The sequence below is a fragment of the Streptomyces sp. NBC_00727 genome (genome assembly GCF_045161745.1).
In the GTDB taxonomy this organism is placed as follows: domain Bacteria; phylum Actinomycetota; class Actinomycetes; order Streptomycetales; family Streptomycetaceae; genus Streptomyces.
The window spans coordinates 3,967,092-3,984,536 of the sequence record NZ_CP108981.1; the positions used below are offsets into that span (position 1 = coordinate 3,967,092).

Here is a 17,445-nt window from a genome sequence, read left to right on the forward strand (position 1 = left end):
CACTGGCACCGCCTGAACTGAGCTCCGAGTCCCGGTGAGTCAGCCGCGTTTGAGGTCGGTGACGAACTGCTGCCAGGCGGTCGTTGCGAAGACGACCGCCGGGCCGTCGGTCATTTTCGAGTCGCGGACGGGGACGACGTCCGGGATGCCGTCGAGGACTTCGAGGCAGTCCCCGCCGTCGCCGCCGCTGTAGGTGGACTTGCGCCAGGTGGCGACCTCTACGCAGTCGCCGCCGCTGCCGCCGCTGTAACTCGACTTGTGCCAGGTGGCCGTGGACAGGTCGTAGTCAGTGCTCCTGCGCTTCATGCTCGTAATCCTCCGCCACCGACTGGATCAAGGCCAGGGACGCTGCCGGTGAGAGCGCGCTGGCCACGACCAGATCGTAGGTCAGCTCGTAGTGGCGTACGGATGCTGGATCGTCCTGCAACTGCCCTGTACCCAAACCTTCCAGGTAGGCAAGTGGCGGGGCGTCGGGGAAGGTCATCAGCTTGAGTGGGCCTTCGAGAGCCATGTGTGCGCCTGCAGAAAACGGCAGCACCTGAACGATGATCCTGTGTCGCTTCATCAGTCCCAGGATGTGGCGCAGCGCCGCTGCCATGACCTTCGGGCCGCCCACCTGCCGACGCAGTACTGCTTCATCCAGCACGGCCCACAACATCGGCTCTGTTGGATCGGCGAGTAGTTGAGTGCGCTCGAGTCGGGCAGCCACCAGGTCGTCGATCACACTCTCGATCGCTGTCGGCTGGTACTCCCTAAACACTGCTCGCGCGTACGCTTCCGTCTGTAGCAGTCCAGGGATGAGCTGCGGTGCGTACGCCTTGATCTCGGCCGCCCGCGCCTCCGCCTCGGCGGCCTCCGCGAAGTGTTCCGGGTATTTGGACTTCCCCAGCGCCGCGCAGTTCCGCTCGAAGAAGCCTTCCGTGTTCAACGCCTTGTCGAACTGGATCGCCTGGTCCATCTGCATGCGCCGCACGCCTGACTCCAGCTGGCCGATGAAGGAGCCGCTGAGGAAGAGCGGCTCGCCCAGGTCGTTCTGGGAGAGGCCGGCCTGCTCTCGTCGGTGGCGGAGTTCGGCGCCCAGAAGGGCCCTGGGGGAGGAGGAGGGGTCGAGCTTTCTGGGGCGTGCCATGACAACTCCCGGTCGTGCACATGTGGTTGTTGGGTCGGAACCTCTTCCAGGCTAACGAGAGAATCACCACTCTGGGTATGCATTCCCATTACTCAGCGTGGAAGGAATGGATCATGACGACTACGGAACGGCGCAGGGCAGCGGTGGCGAAGATTCGCGAGGCCGAGGAGGTGGTGGCGTTGCTCAGGGAAGGGTTCGCGCGGGCCGGGGTGAAGCTGCCGTCGCTGCGGATCGACGCGGCGTCGTGCGCGGGTGAGGATCCGGCGGTGCTGGTGGACCTGGGGCGCTGCAACCTGGAGGCGGCGCAGCGGCTGAGCCGGGTGCTGGAGGAGAAGGCGGCAGCGTCATGACGGGCGGGGGTGACGGCCCGGAGGCGGCGTGTACGCCGGAGCGGGGGTCGTTCGCCGTGGACGTACGGGACGGGCGAGTGGGCCGGGTGATGGGCCGCGTCGGGCCGTACGTACGGCTGCGGCCCCCGGGCGGCGGGGCGGCGTGGGACTGCCCGCCGGAGTCCGTGCGGCCGGCGTCGCCGGGGGTCGTGCTGCGTGCGCGGGTGACGGAGCTGAACCGCGAGGGGAAGCTGCCGCGATGAGCGTTGGTCGGCACCGGTTCACGTTGATCCACTGTCCGGTGGGGCGGCCTCCGCGCCTGGACGGCCCGGAGTACGAGGGGACCAGGGCCGCCCCGCCACAGGGGTATCCACCTGCTGTTCCTCAGAGCTGGGGGAGTGAGCGTAACCATGTATGAGTGAGTGTCGTTCTCAGGGCGTGAATCTGACGGAGTGGGCGAGGGTGCAGGGTGTGCATCCGCAGACCGCGTATCGATGGTTCCGTGAGGGAACGTTGCCGGTGCCGGCTCAGCGGGTCGGGCCGCGAACAATCCTGGTGAACGTGGACGCGAACACCACGGCCGGGGTCATTGGCGGAGTGGGTCTGTATGCCCGCGTGTCCTCGCACGAGCAGAAGAGCGATCTGGAGCGCCAGGTCGCCCGGCTGTCGGCGTGGGCGGCGAAGGCCGGTCACCGGGTCGTTCGGGTCGAGGCAGAGATCGCGTCCGGGATGAACGGCTGTCGCCCCAAGGCCCGGCGCCTGCTGGCGGATCAGCACGTGACCTGCGTGGTGGTGGAGCACAAGGACCGGTTCGGCCGGATGAACGTAGAACTTGTCGAGGCCGCTTTGTGCGCGACGGGCCGTCGCCTCCTGGTGCTGGACGACGGCGAAGTCGAGGACGACCTGGTGCGGGACATGGTGGAGGTGCTGACCTCGTTCTGCGCCCGCCTGTACGGGCGCAAGTCGGCACGGAACCGTGCCCGCAGGGCCATGGAGGCCGCCGAACATGGCTGACCTGCGCCCGGTCACCGCTCCGTTCGCTCTCGGCCCGTCCGGTGTGGCGGTACGTGCCCGGCTCAAGGACCTCGCGCACGAGGACAGGAACGTGCTGCGCCTGGTGAGTGCGCACCTGGGCTCGCTCGCCTCGATGGACCTCAAAGCGCGTTGCGCCGAGGGCCTGGAGCACTCCAGCGCCTCATGGGCGGCCCGTAAGCGGGGCCTGACGGGCGAGTCGTCGTCCAGATGGGCGGGGGCGGTCACGAAGGCGTCACATGACCAGTGGGCACTGGCGAGGCGGGGCCAGGCCGCGCACATCCGCAGCCTTGAGGCCGGGATCAGGACGCTGCGCCACCGCCTGTCGCTGCCGGTCGGGGCCAGGGGGACGAAGAACGCGGCGGGCGGTTACCGGTCCCGGGGTGAGTGGTTCCAGAAGTCGCGTCGCCTCAGGGCGCTGGAGGACCGGCTGGCGTCTGCTGTCGCGGACTGGCGGTCGGGGCGGGTCCGGGTGGTGCGGGGCGGGAAGCGCCTGTTGAACACCCGCCATCACCTGGCCGAGGCCGGGCTGAGCGAGGAGGAGTGGCGGGGGCGGTGGGAGGCGGAGCGGTGGTTTCTGGCGGCGGACGGCGAGTCGGGCAAGCGGTACGGGAACGAGACGATCCGCGTCACCCCGGACGGCCGGGTCAGCATCAAGCTCCCCGTCCCCTTGGCCCACCTGGCCAACAGCGCACACGGCCGCTACACCCTCACCTGCACGGTCGGGTTCGCGCACCGGGGTGCGGAGTGGGCCGACCGTATTGAGGCGAACCGTGCTGTGGCCTACCGCATCCACTACGACACCGGCCGGGGGCGCTGGTACCTGACCGCGTCCTGGCAGAAACCAGTGGTGCAGACCCTCCCGTTGGAAGCTGCTCGTGCTGGTGGTGTGATCGGTGTGGACACCAACGCCGACCACTTCGCCGCCTACCGCCTCGACACACACGGCAACCCCGTCGGCAACCCCCACCGCTTCGCCTACGACCTGTCCGGAACGGCCGCACACCGTGACGCGCAGGTCCGCCACGCCCTCACCCGCCTCCTGCACTGGGCCCGCCGGTCCGGCGTCACCGCGATCGCCATCGAGGAGCTCGACTTCAGCGCGGAGAAGACCCGGGAGAAGCACGGACGCAGGAAACGTTTCCGGCAGCTGATCTCCGGCATGCCCACCGGCAAGCTCAAGGCACGCCTGGTCTCCATGGCCGCCGAACACGGTCTCGCGATCATCGCGGTCGACCCGGCCTACACCTCGATGTGGGGTGGACAGCACTGGCAGAAGCCGCTGACCGCCCCGCACCGGAAGATGTCCCGTCACGATGCCGCCGGTATCGCGATCGGGCGACGCGCCCTCGGACACCCGATCCGGCGTCGGACGACACCGCCCTCACACGACCGGAGTGATCGTGTGAGGCATCGGACCGTCCAGGCCGCACCGGGTGCCCCAGGGCGTGAGGGACCCCGCCCCCGCATTCCCGGACCACGGACACGATCCGTGCCGCCGGACGCGGCGAGAACGCGGGCGACCAGGACACCCAAAACCGTTCGGGATGTCCGCAGTGCCAGGGTGTGGGTCCAAGACCCACTCCTGCTTACTGAATAGGAACGGTGACTTCGCCACGGCCGCCGACATCGCGGCGGAGGAGGCCGTCCTCGGGGTGCTGCGCGCGGCCCGGCCCGATGACGCGGTGACCGGGGAGGAGAGCGGGGAGTCCGGGGCGGCCGGTGCGGGGCGCCGGTGGCTGGTCGATCCGTTGTGCGGGACGTTGAACTACGCCGTGGGCAACATGCTCGTCGCGGTGAACGTCGCGCTGCGGGACGGCTCCCGCATCGCGGCGGCGGCCTCCGCCGATCCGTTCAGCGGCGAGGTGTTCTGGACCGACGGGGCGGGGGCGTGGGTCCTGCGGGAGGACGGCGGGAGCGAACGCCTCATACCCTCGGCGGGCTCCCGGCTCGTCGACCTCAACCTGGATCCGCCGTTCCCGCACGCGCCCGGCTTCCGCGCGGTGGAGCTCATGGCGGCCCCGGAGTTCGTCGCCGGGTTCCGGCCGCGCGTCGTCTCCAGCACGGTGGCCGTCGCCTGGGTCGCCGCCGGCCGCCGGGCCGCGTACGTCACCGACGGCGGGCCCGGTCTGCGCCTGGACAGTGTCCACTTCGCGGCGGGCATCGCGCTGTGCGAGGCGGCCGGATGCGTCGTGACGGGCATCGACGGGCTGCCGGTGGACCAGGGCGAGGGCGGGCTGATCGTCGCGGCCGACCACGAGACGCATGCGGTGCTGCTGGCGCTGGCGCTGGCGCGGGGCGGGGCGAGGGCCGGGGAGTGAAGGTGAGCGGCGCTCGGTGCGTCGCTCACACGAACGTGGGACGCTGAGGAAAGCGGCCCCCGCGCCGCTGAACCGTCGATCTACGCTCCTCGGACAGGCTTCGGAAGAAGGGACCCGCGATGACCGCCGCGATGGTCGAACACCAGCAGGACCCTGAAGGCCGCCAGTGGGACTACCTCCTGCGCACCTGGCAGGAACTGGACGTGCCCGAGGGGTGGCGCGCCGAGATCGACGAAGGGCAGATCGTCTTGGTACCGCCGCCGCACGCGCATCACAACGGGATCGCCGCCAAGGTGCAGCGCTGTCTCTACGGGAACCTGCCCGACGAGCTGGAGATCTACCAAACGCTGGGCGTGCACGTCGCGCCTCTCGACAAGCTCTACGTCCCCGATCTCGTCGTCATGCCGTCCGAGCTGATCGACGCCGCCGACCCGGACGTCAGCGCCCCCATGGACGCCTCCGAAGCTCTCCTCGTCGTGGAGATCACCTCGAAGGGGAACGCCCGCGAGGACCGTACGAAGAAGTACCGCGCCTATGCCCGCGCCGGTGTGCCGATGTACCTGCTGATCGACCGGTTCGACACCCGGGGGGCCATGGCCACCCTGTTCACGGAGCCGAGCGAGCACGGCACGTACAAGCACTCCGACGCGGTGCCGTTCGGAAAGCCGCTCGTGCTGCCCGCGCCCTTCGATGTCACGCTGCCCACCGAGGGCTTCCCGGTCTGATACGTACGACAAAGCGGCGGCCCCCTGTCGGAGAGAGCCGCCGCTCCGTAGTCGTAGTCGTACCGGTCAGACCGACGCCGGCGCCTTCGCCGTCGCGGTCGCTGCGGCGGGGGCCGGGGCCGGGGTCGCCGTCGGGGCCGCCTCCTCCTGGGCCACGTTGAACTCCGCCAGGAGTTCCTTGCTGAAGCCGAAGAAGTACGTCGCGACGAAGCCCGCGAGGTAGCCGACGACCAGGCCGCCCGCGTAGATCGCGATCGTGGCGCCCAGGCCGTGGTTGCCGTCGAGCAGCGGGAACAGGGCCCAGCCGGAGGGGCCGATCGCGGTCGAGCCGACCGCGTCGCCCAACTGGTTGAAGAAGCCGACGAACGCGCCGCCGAACGCACCGCCCACGCACGCCGTGATGAACGGGCGGCCCAGCGGCAGCGAGACACCGTAGATCAGCGGTTCACCGACGCCCAGGAAGCCGGCCGGGAGGGCGGACTTGATGGTCTTGCGGATCGACTCGTTGCGCGGGAGGCGGAAGTACGTCGCGATGGCGGCGCCGACCTGGCCGGCCCCGGCCATGGCGAGGATCGGGAGCAGGACCGTGTAGCCCTGCTGCTCGATCAGCGTCGTGTGGATCGGGATCAGCGCCTGGTGCAGGCCCAGCATGACCAGCGGGAGGAAGAAGCCGCCCAGGATCAGGCCCGCGCCCGCGCCGCCGTTGGACAGCAGCCAGTCCGCGAATTCGCCGATGGCGGTGGAGACCTCGCCCGCCACGTACATCAGGCCGAAGATCGTGACCAGGCCGGAGACCAGGACCGTCAGCGTCGGCGTGACCAGCACGTCCAGTGCCTCCGGCACCCAGCGGCGGCACCACTTCTCGACGTACACCGCGAGCACCGCCGCGCCCAGCGCGCCGAGGACGCCGCCCTGGCCGGGGGAGAGCTTCTGGCCGAACGCCTCGATGTTCGCGACGCCCGGGAAGACGATGATCGCAGCGACCGCACCGCCCAGGATCGGCGTGCCGCCGAACTCCTTCGCCGTGTTGTAGCCGACGAAGACCGCGATGAGCGCCATGAAGCCGGACGCCATCGCCGCGAGCGCCGGGGTCACCGAAGGCAGCCACTCGAGGTTGACCAACAGGCCGTTGAGCCCGGCGATGATGCCGCAGCCGATCAGGGCCGGGATCAGCGGCACGAAGATGTTGGCGATCTTGCGCAGGAACAGCTTGAACGGCGTCGCGTTCTTCGCCTTGCGGGCCGCCTTCATCTCGGCGCCCTGCGCGGCCAGCTCCTCCGCCGTGAGCGGGGCGGCGTCGGCCGGGGCGGGGGCGGGGGCCTCCGCCTTCCCCTCCTCGACGAGCTTCTCGAACTCCGGGGTGACGCGGGCGACCGTACCGGGACCGAGCACGATCTGGTACGTGTCGTCCTCGACCACGCCCATGACCGCGGGGACGGCCTTCAGCGCGTCGTCCTGGACGAGCGAACGGTCGTGCAGCCCGAGCCGGAGCCGGGTCATGCAGTGGGCGATGGAGCTGACGTTCGCGGCGCCACCGACGAGCGGAAGGATCGCGGCGGCAGTGGCGCGGTTCTTGTCTTCTGTAGCCATGGTGCGTGGTGCCTTGCTGTGCGGGGGAGGGGTGGTGCGTAGGGCCTGTCCGGCGGACCAGGGTCGGATAGGGCGCGGCGTCTGGTGCGGTGCAGCGCAAGGCGCCGGAGCGTCCTCATCGCGGAGCGATTAGGGCGTTCCGGCAACGCGGCGAGGTGCCGTGCCAGGCGTCGCGACCCCGGCCCTGATCCGCCGGACAGGCCCCTAGGTCAGGTGGTGCGGGGGGCGGCGGCGAGCGCGGCGCGGAGGTGGCCGTCCGACTCGGACAGCAGCGCGGCCGCGGTGGGGCCGTCGACCTGGCCGAGGATCGTCAGGATGGCGTTCTTCACCTCGCCGTCCGTGGCGGCGAGGGCCGCCTCGATCTCCTCGTCGGCCGCGCCGGTGGCCAGCGCGACGATGCGCCGGGAGCGGGCCCGCAGCTTCTCGTTGGAGGCACGCACGTCGACCATGAGGTTCCCGTACGTCTTGCCGAGCCGGATCATCGTGATCGTCGAGATCATGTTGAGCACGAGCTTCTGCGCCGTGCCGGCCTTGAGGCGGGTGGAGCCGGTCAGCAGCTCGGGGCCGACGACCACTTCGAGGGGGTGCTCGGCGGCGGCGCCCAGCGCGGAGTCCGCGTTGCACGACAGACCGAGGGTCAGGGCGCCCTTCGCGCGGGCGTGCTCCACGGCCCCGATCGCGTACGGCGTGCGGCCGGAGGCGGAGATGCCGACCACCGTGTCGTCGGCGGTGAGCTTCAGCGCCTCCAGGTCGGCGGCGGCCAGCTCCTTGCTGTCCTCCGCCCCCTCCACCGCGGTGACCATCGCGGACGGGCCGCCCGCGATGAGACCGATCACGTCGGCCGGGTCGGTGTTGAACGTGGGCGGGCACTCGCTGGCGTCCAGCACGCCGAGCCGGCCCGCGGTGCCCGCGCCCGCGTAGATCAGCCGGCCGCCCCTGGCCATGCGCTCGGCCGTCCCGTCGATCGCGGCCGCGATCTCGGGCAGCCGCTCGGCGACGGCCGCCGGGACCGTCTGGTCCTCGCCGTTCATGATCCGGGCTATCTCCGCGGTGGCCAGCCGGTCGATCTCGGCGAGCTCCGGGCGGAACGCCTCGGTGGTGAGGGTCGCGAGCTGGGCGCGCAGCTCGCCGTAGCCGTCGGGGGTGGCGTCGGCGTCGGTGAGGGAGGTCATGGAGGGCGGCTCTGCTTTCTCGTACGGCGTGCGGGTGCGGGTGCGGGGGCTGCCGGAGGGCGTCCGGGTGACGGTCAGCGGGTGCGCGGGGTGTGGCGGTGGGCCAGCGCCTCGTAGGAGGCGGCGAGGGCCGGGGCGGCCGTCTCGTACGTACGCTGGGCGACCCCTATGAAGAGGCAGTCGACGACCAGGAGCTGGCTGGTGCGGCTCGACATGGCGGCCGGGCGCAGCTCGCTCTCGCGGGCCGTGGACGTCGTCAGGACGTGGTCCGCGTACTGCGAGACGGGGCCGTCGGGGCGGCCGGTGATCGCGACCGTCGTCGCGCCCCGGTCGAAGGCGACGCGCAGCGGCTCTATGACGTCGCCCGTCGAGCCGGAGTGCGTGATCGCGATGGCCATGTCGCCGGAGCGCAGCTGCACGGCGTTGGTCACCGCGAGGTGCGGGTCCGTGTGGGAGTGGGCGATCAGGCCGATCCGGGACAGCTTCTGGGCCAGGTCCTGGCCGACGAGGGAGGACGCGCCGACCCCGTAGATGTCGATCCGGCGGGCCGTGGCGGCGGCGGCGACGGCGGCGCCGAGCTGCACCGTGTCGAGCCCGGCGGCCGTGTCGGCGAGGGTCTGCTGCTCGTCGTAGGCCAGCTTGGCGACCACGTCGGCGATCGGGTCGTCCACCGCTATGTCCGCGGTGACGGCGGGGGCGCGGCCGGACTCCTGGTGGGCGGCGAGACCGGCGAGCGCGAGGCGCAGGTCGCGGTAGCCGGGGTAGCCCAGGAGGCGGGCGGTGCGGACCACCGTCGCCTCGCTGGTGCCCGTCAGCTCGGCGAGACCGGTGACCGTCAGGGCGGCGCAGCCGGCCGGGTCGCCGGCGACGGCTTCGGCGACGCGCTGCATGGAGCGGGTCATCGACGGCGCCAGCGTCCGCACCTTGGCGGCCAGGGCCGCCGGAGCGGGCGGCGAGTCCGTACTGAAACTTTCCTTCAGGTCATTGGTCACCTTTGAAAGATATTTTCAAGCCCGGGGCCCGTCAACCCCCTTTGGTGTGACCTCTGAAAGAAACCGTTGACGCCGCCGAACGGGTGGACAATGGGTGCATGGAGCAGAACCCACCGGAGCCGGACCGCCTGGAACAGGCACTGCACACCGCTCGCGCCCTCGTCATGGCCGACCTCGCCGCCGGGGACGTCGCCGAGGCGCAGATCGTCTCGATGGTCGAGGACGCCGTGACGCACCGCCGGTGGTGGGTCGAGCAGTGGCCGGAGGGCGCCGAGTTCGTCGTGGGCCTGGTCGCCCAGGACGTGCAGGACGCGCTCCTTGAGCGGTACGGCCGCTGGCCGCTCTGCCCGGTCTGCGACGCGGGCGACCCGCACGCGCTGGACGTCGAGCCGGAGCTCGGGCCGCACCCGCACTGGGTCTGCACCAAGGCCGCGGTCGCGGTCGCCCCGGTCGGCGCGCTCAGCGGCATACTCCGGCGATGACGCGGTGACCCGATGACGCTCTACATCGATCCGCCGACCTGGCCCGGACACGGGCTGCTCTGGTCGCACCTGGTCAGCGACGTCTCGTTCGAGGAGCTGCACGCCTTCGCCGCGTCCATCGGCGCCCCCGCGCGGGCGTTCGAGCGCGACCACTACGACATCCCGGCCGCCCGCTACGAGGACGCGGTGCGGGCCGGGGCGCGGGAGATCGGCTCGAAGGAGCTGGTCCGGCGGCTCACGGAAGCGGGCCTGCGGCGGCCGAAGGGGCGGCCGGCGCCCTGACGCCGTCACCTGCTCGGTCCGTCCGGCTCAGCCCGTCGCGCACTCCGTCGACTCCACCGGTGCCGCCTTGGGCGAGCCCTGCGCCACCAGCCGGGACGCCGAGGCGTGCGAGCGCTGGAGGCGCAGCGAGAACACCACGGCCACCAGGGCCACCACCGTCATCGCCGCGCCCGCCCAGGCCGTCGCCGCGAAGCCGAAGTCCGCGTCGATCACCGTGCCGCCCAGCCAGGGGCCGCCCGTGTTGCCGAGGTTGAACGCGGCGGTCGTCGTCGCCCCCGCCAGCGTCGGGGCCGCGCCCGCCACGTTGAACATCCGGGCGTTGAGCGCGGGCGCGGTGTAGAACGCCGACAGGCCCAGCAGGAACGACAGCGTGATCACGGCCGCCTGGTTCGACGCGAACAGCGCGAGCGCCCCCAGGAACACCGTCGACGCCGCGATCCCGCTCAGCAGCACCCCGAAGAGGTGCGCGTCCGCGACCCGGCCACCGATCGTCGTACCGACCAGCGCGCCCGCCCCGAACAGCGCCAGCACGGTCGGCACCCAGCCGGAGTCGAGACCGGCCACGTCCGTCAGCAGCGGCGCGAGATAGCTGAACGCGCAGAACACCCCGCCCGCCGCGAGCGCGGTGATCACGATCGACAGCCACACCTGCCGGTCCCGGTAGATCCCCATCTCACGCTTGAGCTGCGGCTTCTCGGCAGGGAGCGGGATGCGCGGAATCAACGTCACCACGCCGACCAGGGCCACCGCCGAGGCCGCGCCGACCGCCCAGAACGCGGACCGCCAGCCCAGGTTCTCCCCGAGGAACGCCCCGAGCGGGACGCCCAGCACGTTCGCGATGGACAGCCCGCCGATCATCACGGCCATGGCCCGGGCCCGCGCGTTGACCGGCACCATCGCGATGGCGACGGCCGCCCCGACGGCCCAGAAACCGGCGCACGCGAACGCGCTCACCACCCGGGACGCGAACAGCACCTCGTACGTCGGCGCCAGCGCGCCCGCGACCTGACCGAGACCGAAGACCGAGATCAGCGCGATGAGCGTGGTCCGGCGCGGCAGCCGCAGCGTCGTCACGGCGAGCAGCGGGGCGCCGACCACCATGCCGATCGCGAACGCGGATATGAGGAGTCCGGCGCGCGGAATCGACACGTCCATGTCGTCGGCGATCGGCGGCAGCAGCCCGGAGAGCATGAACTCGCTCGTGCCCAGGGCGAAGACCGAGAGGCCGAGGATGTAGACGGCCAGGGGCATACGGGAGCGGCCGCGCGCGGCTGAGTCAGGCATAACAGCAGCCAACACGGACCGCGACCTGGGCATTCCCGCGGGCATTCCCGCGTCAGCGCGTGAGCAGCTCCAGCTCCGTCAGCAGGTTCTGCCGCGCCTTCGGCTCCCACTCGGCCGTCCCGTAGGGCGTACGGAACAGCCTCGGCAGCCCGAGGAGCTGCCGCAGGACCGCCGCCCGCCCCTCCCGGAACGCCTCCTCCGGCACGAAGCCGTACTCCTCGCGGACCTGCGCCGCGTACTCCGCGTACTCCTTGGGCGGCGCCGCGAGGATCGCCAGATCCGCGTCGCACAGCACCTCGCCGTTGGTGTCGCCGGCGGCCGGGTCGTGCGTGACGGTGAGCCGGACGAGCCGCGCGACCTCTTCGGTCACCGCGTCCGGCACCCCGGCCTCGGGGAGCGCCCGCTCGGCGAGGACCGCACTGCGCTCCTCGTTCTCCGACCGGTCGGGCCGGTACACCGCGTCGTGGAACCAGGCCGCCAGGCGCACGGCGTCCGCGTCGGCGGCGTGCCCGGCGAGCGTGTCGATGCGGTCCAGGACCGCCGCGAGGTGGGCGGTCGTGTGGTACCTGCGCTGCGGCTCGGCCCAGCGGGCGAGGAGGTTGTCGGCGTACGGAAGCGGATCGGGGCCGTCCGCACCGCCCCGGGCCGCGACGAGGGCGTCGTGCCAGCGGGTGCGGAGCGCCTGAGCCATGTCGTCCATGCCCCGAGGGTAGGGGTTGACCCGGCCGGTCAGTGTCCGGGCGGGGGCAGGGACACCGGTGCGGTTCGTGCGCGCCGGGGGGTTAGGGGAGGATGCGTCCCGTAGGGGCCGGTGAGTCCGGGGGACGACCGTAGGGGCCGGTGGGTCCGGGGGATGACCAAGGGGGACCGTATCCATGCGCTTTCCGCGTGCTCGTGTCGCATCGGCTGCCGCGTGGATCGGTGCGGGCCTGTTGCTCGGGCTGGCGGGCCCCGTCGCCGGAAAGTTCGACAACTCCGCCTGCGAGGCCCTGAACGTGCTCTTCTCCGGGGGCTGGCCGTGGGTCGGCTACGCCTTCCTGGTGGGGTGTTTCCGTCGCTCCCGAATCGAGTCGGCGCTGCTGGCCGCCCTCGGACTGGTCGTCGGCGTGGTCGCGTACTACCTGTTCAAGCAGCTCTATCCCGCGCTCCCGGCCGGAGTGGGTGCGGGCCCCGCCGCCGATGTCGGGATCTCCCCGCAGATCCTCATGTGGGGAGCGGTGGCGCTGCTCTTCGGCGCCCCGGTGGGACTCGCGGGCAACCTGGCCCGGACACCCGGCGTCGGCGGCCTGTTCTTCCGGCTCCTCGTGCCGCTGACGGCCTACGTCGAGACGAACCAACGCCTCCACGCGGAGGCGGACGTGCAGCATCCGGTGCTCGGATTCACCTGGGCGGTGAGCCGCGCGGCCGCCTGCGTGGTCGGCGCGTGGCTCGTGGGGCACACGGCGTGGAGCTGGTGGCGGGGGCGGGCCGAAGCGGGACGGACGGCCGGTGTGCCGGCCGACCGGCTCTGATGCCCCCACAAGCCCGTACTCGCGCGACACGCGTGCGACGACTCTGGAAACCTGCGTACGGGAATGTCCCGTCACGATGCCGCCGGTATCGCGATCGGGCGACGCGCCCTCGGACACCCGGTCCGGCGTCGGACGACACCGCCCTCACACGACCGGAGCGATCGTGTGAGGCATCGGACCGTCCAGGCCGCACCAGGTGCCCCAGGGCGTGAGGGACCCCGCCCCCGCATTCCCGGACCACGGACACGATCCGTGCCGCCGGACGCGGCGAGAACGCGGGCGACCAGGACACCCAAAACCGTTCGGGATGTCCGCAGTGAGTAGGGATGGGTCCAAGACTCACTCCTGCTCACTGAATAGGAACGGTGAACACCGAGTCCGAGTACCAGCTCTTCCGGCACGCGTGCGAGGTGTGGGGCGTGGCGCGGGTGGACCTCAAGACCGATGCGCGCAACCGGCGTTCGCGGGCCGCGATCGAGTCGGTGGGCGCGCGCTTCGAGGGCGTCCTGCGGAACTGGTCCCGCTCCTGGGCGCCCGGCGAGGAGGGGCTGCTGCGGGACTCGGTGATCTTCTCCGTCACGGCCGAGGAGTGGCCGGACGTACGAGGGCGCCTGGAGGCGCGGATCGCGCGCTGAGGGCCGAGTCGTACGCCGTACCGGCTCCTTTACGATCACCGCATGATTGAGGGAAAACTCGTTCGAATCCGCGCCCTGCACGCCTCCGACCTGGACGCCCACCTGCGATGGCGCAACGACCCCGAGGTCGTGCACTGGGCCACCGGTGGCGACCCGCACTTCGGGCCCGTCACCCGCGAGGCCCTGGAGGGGTTCCACGACGCGCGCCTCCGGCAGGACCCGCGTGCGGAGGCATCGCTCACCGTGGAGGACCTGGCCGACGGGCAGGTCATCGGCACCGTCGACTACCGCGACATCGAACCGTTCACCCGGCAGGCGACGGTGGGCATCAACATCGGCGAGCGCAGCCACTGGGGAGGCGGATACGGCTCCGAGGCGCTGCAGTTGCTGCTTCAGCATCTCTTCGGCGCGTGCGGGATCCGGCGCGTCGAGCTCGACACCTGGAGCGGCAACGAGCGCGCCATGCGGGCCTTCCTGCGCGCCGGGTTCGTGGAGGAAGGACGCCGGCGCTCCGCCGTCCGCGTCGGCGACCGCTGGTACGACCGGGTGGTCTACGGCCTGCTGTACGAGGAGTGGGCGGAGCGCCGGAGCTGACAGTGCGGGTGTACGCCCTACCCCTCCCCCCTGAACCCCCGCAGCCGCAGTGAGTTGCCCACCACGAACACCGACGAGAACGCCATCGCCGCGCCCGCGATCATCGGGTTCAGCAGGCCCGCCGCGGCCAGCGGGATCGCGGCCACGTTGTACGCGAAGGCCCAGAAGAGGTTCGTCCGGATCGTGCCCAGCGTCCGGCGGGCCAGGCGGATCGCGTCCGGGGCCGCTCGGAGGTCGCCGCGGACCAGGGTGAGGTCGCCCGCCTCGATCGCCGCGTCCGTGCCGGTGCCCATCGCGAGGCCCAGGTCGGCCTGGGCGAGGGCGGCGGCGTCGTTGACCCCGTCGCCGACCATCGCGACCGAACGGCCGTCCGCCTGGAGGTGCTTGACCACGTCCACCTTGTCCTGCGGCATGACCTCCGCGTACACCTCGGCGATCCCGACCTCCGCCGCGACCGACTCCGCCACCGCCCGGTTGTCGCCGGTCAGCAGGATGGGCGTCAGGCCCAGGCGGCGCAGGCGGGTGATCGCCTCCGCGCTGGTGTCCTTCACCGCGTCGGCCACCTCGAGCACCGCGCGCGCCTCGCCGTCCCAGGCGACCGCGATGGCCGTGCGGCCGGTGGCCTCCGCCTCGGCCTTGCGGGCGGCCAGGTCCGCCGGGAGGCGGATCTCCCACTCGGCGAGCAGCTGCTCGCGGCCGACGAGGACCGCGTGGCCGTCGACCACGCCCTGGACACCCAGGCCGGGGACGTTGGCGAAGTCCTCCGGGGTGGGGAGCGCGCCGGTGCGCTCGGCGGCTCCGGTCGCCACCGCCTGGGCGATGGGGTGCTCGGAGGCGTGTTCCAGGGCGCCGGCGAGGCGGAGGGCTTCGGTCTCGGTTGCGCCCGAGGCCGTGTGGACGGCCTGGAGGGTCATCCGGCCCGTCGTGACCGTGCCCGTCTTGTCCAGGACGATCGTGTCGACCCGGCGGGTGGACTCCAGGACCTCGGGGCCCTTGATCAGGATGCCGAGCTGCGCGCCGCGCCCCGTGCCCACCATCAGCGCGGTCGGCGTGGCGAGGCCGAGCGCGCACGGGCAGGCGATGATCAGGACCGCCACCGCCGCCGTGAACGCGGCCGTCAGCCCAGACCCGTTCGCCAGCCAGAAGCCCAGCGTGCCCAGTGCGAGCGCGATGACCACGGGGACGAACACCGCCGAGATCCGGTCCGCCAGCCGCTGCGCCGCCGCCTTGCCGTTCTGCGCGTCCTCGACCAGCTTCGCCATCCGGGCCAGCTGGGTGTCCGCGCCGACGCGGGTCGCCTCGACGACGAGCCGCCCGCCCGCGTTCAGCGTCGCGCCGGTCACCGTGTCGCCGGTGGAGACCTCCACGGGGACGGACTCGCCGGTGAGCATGGACGCGTCCACGGCGGACGAGCCCTCGACGACCACGCCGTCCGTCGCGATCTTCTCGCCCGGCCTGACCAGGAAGCGGTCGCCGACCCGTAGATCCGCCGTGTCCACGGTCACCTCGCGGCCGTCGCGCAGGACCGTGACCTCCTTGGCGCCCAGTTCGAGGAGGGCCCGCAGCGCGGCGCCCGCCTTCCGCTTGGAACGGGCCTCGAAGTACCGCCCGGCGAGGATGAACGCCGTGACGCCCGCCGCCGCTTCGAGGTAGATGTTCCCGGCGCCGTCGCTGCGGCCGATGGTCAGCTCGAAGGGGTGCGTCATGCCGGTCATCCCGGCGGTGCCGAAGAACAGCGCCCACACCGACCACAGGAACGCGGCGGACGTGCCGACCGATATCAGCGTGTCCATGGTCGCCGCGCCGTGCCGCGCGTTGGTCCACGCGGCGCGGTGGAAGGGCCAGGCGGCGTACGTGACGACGGGCGCGGTCAGCGTCAGCGAGAGCCACTGCCAGTTGTCGAACTGGAGCGCCGGGATCATCGACATCAGGATCACCGGCACGGCGAGGAGGACCGCCGTGACCAGCCGCTGCCGCAACGTGTCCGTCTCCTGGACGGGTGGTGCGGTCGTTTCCTCGGGCCTACGCGGCGGGGGTGCGGGCTCCTGCGCGGTGTAGCCGGTCCTCTCGACCGTCGCGATGAGGTCCTGTACGGAGACGCCGGCGCCGCCGTCGTAACTGACGCGGGCCTTCTCCGTGGCGTAGTTGACCGTGGCGGTCACGCCGTCCATCCGGTTGAGCTTCTTCTCGATACGGGCCGCGCAGGAGGCGCACGTCATGCCTCCGATGGCCAGCTCGACCTCGGTGGTGGGTGTGGTGGGCGTGGTGGCTGCGGTGTGCGTGGACACGGGCCCTTCCCCTCCTCGGATGGCTGGTGGGTACCCCCAGGGGGTATCTCCTTCTGGTTCCCATGTATACCCCTCCCCCCTATGGAGAGGCAAGCGTGATCCCCGGTGGATGTGCGGGTCGCCTCTGACGATCGCCCGGCGTGCGTTTGACCTCGCGTATCTTCACGTTCACGGTGGGGCTGCGCCCCCGGCCTACCGCCCCGTAGGCTGGGTCATTGGACTAGACCTATAGCTGCTTCCTGGAGGATTGGGTTCCCATGAGCAACCGTGCAGTCCTGGAGGTGATCGCTCTCGACGCGGAGGACGCGGTCGCTGCCCAGGCGGGTGGTGCGGACCGGCTTGAGCTGGTCACCGACATGGCGGCGGACGGCCTCACCCCGTCCTGTGCGACCTTCGCGGCGATCCGGGCCGCGGTGGACATTCCGCTGCGCGTGATGCTCAGGGTCGCCGACGGATTCGCTGCCGGTGACGTCGACGTACTCGTAAGCAAGGCGCGCGAGCTGCGGGCGGAGGGCGCGGACGAGTTCGTGCTCGGCTTCCTGGACGCGGACGGGAACCCGGACCTGGTCGCGGTCGAACGGCTGGTCGCGGAGCTGGACGGGTGCCGCTGGACGTTCCACCGTGCGATCGACCGCGCGGCGGACCGGGATGCGCTGCGCAAGGCCCTCGCGGATCTGCCGGGGCTCGACACGTACCTGACGGCCGGGTCGGCCGCGGGGGTGGACGCGGGGATTCCCACGTTGGTGACCGAGGCGGGGCGCGACGGCGAGCCCGGGTACGAGCCGCGGATTCTTGTGGGGGGCGGGCTTCGGCTTGAGCACCTGCCGGAGCTGCTGGGTGCGGGGATCGACGCCGTGCACATCGGTGGTGCGGCGCGGCCGGGGGGCTGGGCGGGGCCGGTGGACGCGGCGGCGGTACGGGAGTGGCGGGCGGTGCTTGACGCGTAGGGCCTCCCGGGGGCGCTGCCCCCGGACCCCTGCTCCTCAATCGCCGGAGGGGCTTGGTTTTGCCTCCGCCCGTCGCGGGGGCGCTACCCCCGGACCTCCGCTCCTCAATCGCCGGAGGGGCTTGATTGTGCC

19 protein-coding genes and 2 pseudogenes are annotated in these 17,445 nt (G+C 71.7%); 13 read left to right on the forward strand and 8 right to left on the reverse strand.

Annotated features, from left to right (window positions below; genetic code table 11):
• Positions 1–39: 39 nt before the first annotated feature.
• Together OG242_RS17775 and OG242_RS17780 are read right to left on the reverse strand one after the other, a co-directional pair.
• A complete protein-coding gene (locus OG242_RS17775; protein ID WP_405899100.1) occupies positions 40–306 on the reverse strand; it encodes a DUF397 domain-containing protein in 267 nt (88 codons plus the stop codon).
• Complete coding sequence (locus tag OG242_RS17780) at positions 287–1,129, reverse strand: helix-turn-helix domain-containing protein (protein WP_405899101.1); 843 nt, start codon at positions 1,127–1,129, stop codon at positions 287–289. Before OG242_RS17780 ends, OG242_RS17775 begins: the two co-directional genes overlap by 20 nt.
• A gap of 113 nt (positions 1,130–1,242) precedes the next feature.
• Between OG242_RS17780 and OG242_RS17785 the strand changes: the two genes are divergently transcribed.
• From OG242_RS17785 to OG242_RS17810, 6 genes are all read left to right on the forward strand, one after another.
• Complete coding sequence (locus tag OG242_RS17785) at positions 1,243–1,479, forward strand: hypothetical protein (protein ID WP_405899102.1); 237 nt, start codon at positions 1,243–1,245, stop codon at positions 1,477–1,479.
• Positions 1,476–1,721 carry a hypothetical protein gene (locus tag OG242_RS17790; protein WP_405899103.1) on the forward strand — a complete coding sequence of 82 codons (246 nt, stop codon included), beginning with the start codon at positions 1,476–1,478 and terminating at the stop codon, positions 1,719–1,721. The genes OG242_RS17785 and OG242_RS17790 overlap by 4 nt, the downstream gene beginning before the upstream one ends.
• A gap of 175 nt (positions 1,722–1,896) precedes the next feature.
• A complete protein-coding gene (locus OG242_RS17795; protein WP_405899104.1) occupies positions 1,897–2,472 on the forward strand; it encodes an IS607 family transposase in 576 nt (191 codons plus the stop codon).
• Complete coding sequence (locus OG242_RS17800; RefSeq protein ID WP_405899105.1) at positions 2,465–4,090, forward strand: IS200/IS605 family accessory protein TnpB-related protein; 1,626 nt, start codon at positions 2,465–2,467, stop codon at positions 4,088–4,090. The genes OG242_RS17795 and OG242_RS17800 overlap by 8 nt, the downstream gene beginning before the upstream one ends.
• The gene (locus OG242_RS17805) at positions 4,038–4,811 is read left to right on the forward strand and encodes an inositol monophosphatase family protein (protein WP_405899106.1); all 774 of its coding nucleotides are present in this window, start codon (positions 4,038–4,040) and stop codon (positions 4,809–4,811) included. Before OG242_RS17800 ends, OG242_RS17805 begins: the two co-directional genes overlap by 53 nt.
• 119 nt (positions 4,812–4,930) lie before the next feature.
• Positions 4,931–5,536: a Uma2 family endonuclease gene (locus tag OG242_RS17810; RefSeq protein ID WP_405899107.1), complete on the forward strand. Its 606-nt coding sequence runs from the start codon at positions 4,931–4,933 to the stop codon at positions 5,534–5,536.
• Positions 5,537–5,602: 66 nt separating this feature from the next.
• Here OG242_RS17810 and OG242_RS17815 read toward each other — a convergent pair whose 3' ends face one another.
• The 3 genes from OG242_RS17815 to OG242_RS17825 all read right to left on the reverse strand — a co-directional run bounded on the left by OG242_RS17815 (position 5,603) and on the right by OG242_RS17825 (position 9,290).
• On the reverse strand, positions 5,603–7,126 hold the full coding sequence (locus tag OG242_RS17815) for a PTS transporter subunit EIIC (RefSeq protein ID WP_405899108.1): 1,524 nt from the start codon (positions 7,124–7,126) through the stop codon (positions 5,603–5,605).
• Between the two features lie 209 nt (positions 7,127–7,335).
• Entirely contained in the window at positions 7,336–8,298 is a 963-nt protein-coding gene (murQ, locus tag OG242_RS17820) for an N-acetylmuramic acid 6-phosphate etherase (RefSeq protein ID WP_405899109.1), read from the reverse strand.
• A 74-nt stretch (positions 8,299–8,372) separates the two neighbouring features.
• Positions 8,373–9,290 carry a MurR/RpiR family transcriptional regulator gene (locus OG242_RS17825; protein ID WP_405899110.1) on the reverse strand — a complete coding sequence of 306 codons (918 nt, stop codon included), beginning with the start codon at positions 9,288–9,290 and terminating at the stop codon, positions 8,373–8,375.
• 98 nt (positions 9,291–9,388) lie between these two features.
• On the opposite strand from OG242_RS17825, the gene OG242_RS17830 reads away from it, so the two are divergent.
• Together OG242_RS17830 and OG242_RS17835 are read left to right on the forward strand one after the other, a co-directional pair.
• Positions 9,389–9,772, forward strand: a complete 384-nt coding sequence (locus tag OG242_RS17830) for a hypothetical protein (RefSeq protein WP_405899111.1) — start codon at positions 9,389–9,391, stop codon at positions 9,770–9,772.
• A gap of 12 nt (positions 9,773–9,784) precedes the next feature.
• Positions 9,785–10,054, forward strand: coding sequence for a DUF4031 domain-containing protein (locus tag OG242_RS17835; RefSeq protein ID WP_405899112.1), 270 nt, complete (start codon positions 9,785–9,787; stop codon positions 10,052–10,054).
• A 27-nt stretch (positions 10,055–10,081) separates the two neighbouring features.
• Here the strand turns inward: OG242_RS17835 and OG242_RS17840 are convergent, their stop codons facing one another.
• Positions 10,082–11,305 carry a Cmx/CmrA family chloramphenicol efflux MFS transporter gene (locus OG242_RS17840; RefSeq protein WP_405901641.1) on the reverse strand — a complete coding sequence of 408 codons (1,224 nt, stop codon included), beginning with the start codon at positions 11,303–11,305 and terminating at the stop codon, positions 10,082–10,084.
• An 85-nt stretch (positions 11,306–11,390) separates the two neighbouring features.
• On the reverse strand, positions 11,391–12,038 hold the full coding sequence (locus OG242_RS17845; protein ID WP_405899113.1) for a hypothetical protein: 648 nt from the start codon (positions 12,036–12,038) through the stop codon (positions 11,391–11,393).
• Positions 12,039–12,213: 175 nt separating this feature from the next.
• On the opposite strand from OG242_RS17845, the gene OG242_RS17850 reads away from it, so the two are divergent.
• The 4 genes and pseudogenes from OG242_RS17850 to OG242_RS17865 all read left to right on the forward strand — a co-directional run bounded on the left by OG242_RS17850 (position 12,214) and on the right by OG242_RS17865 (position 14,078).
• On the forward strand, positions 12,214–12,849 hold the full coding sequence (locus OG242_RS17850; RefSeq protein WP_405899114.1) for a hypothetical protein: 636 nt from the start codon (positions 12,214–12,216) through the stop codon (positions 12,847–12,849).
• Positions 12,850–12,915: 66 nt separating this feature from the next.
• A pseudogene (locus OG242_RS17855) lies at positions 12,916–13,173 on the forward strand (IS200/IS605 family accessory protein TnpB-related protein); the annotation flags it as partial.
• A 41-nt stretch (positions 13,174–13,214) separates the two neighbouring features.
• Positions 13,215–13,484: pseudogene (locus tag OG242_RS17860) on the forward strand (GNAT family N-acetyltransferase); the annotation flags it as partial.
• 42 nt (positions 13,485–13,526) lie between these two features.
• Positions 13,527–14,078: a GNAT family N-acetyltransferase gene (locus tag OG242_RS17865; RefSeq protein WP_405899115.1), complete on the forward strand. Its 552-nt coding sequence runs from the start codon at positions 13,527–13,529 to the stop codon at positions 14,076–14,078.
• 17 nt (positions 14,079–14,095) lie between these two features.
• On the opposite strand, the gene OG242_RS17870 is transcribed toward OG242_RS17865, so the two are convergent.
• The gene (locus OG242_RS17870; RefSeq protein ID WP_405899116.1) at positions 14,096–16,366 is read right to left on the reverse strand and encodes a heavy metal translocating P-type ATPase; all 2,271 of its coding nucleotides are present in this window, start codon (positions 16,364–16,366) and stop codon (positions 14,096–14,098) included.
• Positions 16,367–16,623: 257 nt separating this feature from the next.
• Here OG242_RS17870 and OG242_RS17875 point away from each other — a divergent pair, with 257 nt between their 5' ends.
• Positions 16,624–17,313, forward strand: coding sequence for a copper homeostasis protein CutC (locus tag OG242_RS17875; RefSeq protein WP_405899117.1), 690 nt, complete (start codon positions 16,624–16,626; stop codon positions 17,311–17,313).
• Positions 17,314–17,445 lie beyond the last annotated feature (132 nt).

Coding starts and splice junctions, on each gene's coding strand:
- OG242_RS17775 (WP_405899100.1), bottom strand. CDS start 306: ATGAAGCGCAGGAGCACTGACTACGACCTGTCCACGGCCACCTGGCAC.
- OG242_RS17780 (WP_405899101.1), bottom strand. CDS start 1,129: ATGGCACGCCCCAGAAAGCTCGACCCCTCCTCCTCCCCCAGGGCCCTT.
- OG242_RS17785 (WP_405899102.1), top strand. CDS start 1,243: ATGACGACTACGGAACGGCGCAGGGCAGCGGTGGCGAAGATTCGCGAG.
- OG242_RS17790 (WP_405899103.1), top strand. CDS start 1,476: ATGACGGGCGGGGGTGACGGCCCGGAGGCGGCGTGTACGCCGGAGCGG.
- OG242_RS17800 (WP_405899105.1), top strand. CDS start 2,465: ATGGCTGACCTGCGCCCGGTCACCGCTCCGTTCGCTCTCGGCCCGTCC.
- OG242_RS17805 (WP_405899106.1), top strand. CDS start 4,038: ATGTCCGCAGTGCCAGGGTGTGGGTCCAAGACCCACTCCTGCTTACTG.
- OG242_RS17810 (WP_405899107.1), top strand. CDS start 4,931: ATGACCGCCGCGATGGTCGAACACCAGCAGGACCCTGAAGGCCGCCAG.
- OG242_RS17815 (WP_405899108.1), bottom strand. CDS start 7,126: ATGGCTACAGAAGACAAGAACCGCGCCACTGCCGCCGCGATCCTTCCG.
- murQ (WP_405899109.1), bottom strand. CDS start 8,298: ATGACCTCCCTCACCGACGCCGACGCCACCCCCGACGGCTACGGCGAG.
- OG242_RS17830 (WP_405899111.1), top strand. CDS start 9,389: ATGGAGCAGAACCCACCGGAGCCGGACCGCCTGGAACAGGCACTGCAC.
- OG242_RS17835 (WP_405899112.1), top strand. CDS start 9,785: ATGACGCTCTACATCGATCCGCCGACCTGGCCCGGACACGGGCTGCTC.
- OG242_RS17840 (WP_405901641.1), bottom strand. CDS start 11,305: ATGCCCCTGGCCGTCTACATCCTCGGCCTCTCGGTCTTCGCCCTGGGC.
- OG242_RS17845 (WP_405899113.1), bottom strand. CDS start 12,038: ATGGACGACATGGCTCAGGCGCTCCGCACCCGCTGGCACGACGCCCTC.
- OG242_RS17850 (WP_405899114.1), top strand. CDS start 12,214: ATGCGCTTTCCGCGTGCTCGTGTCGCATCGGCTGCCGCGTGGATCGGT.
- OG242_RS17865 (WP_405899115.1), top strand. CDS start 13,527: ATGATTGAGGGAAAACTCGTTCGAATCCGCGCCCTGCACGCCTCCGAC.
- OG242_RS17875 (WP_405899117.1), top strand. CDS start 16,624: ATGAGCAACCGTGCAGTCCTGGAGGTGATCGCTCTCGACGCGGAGGAC.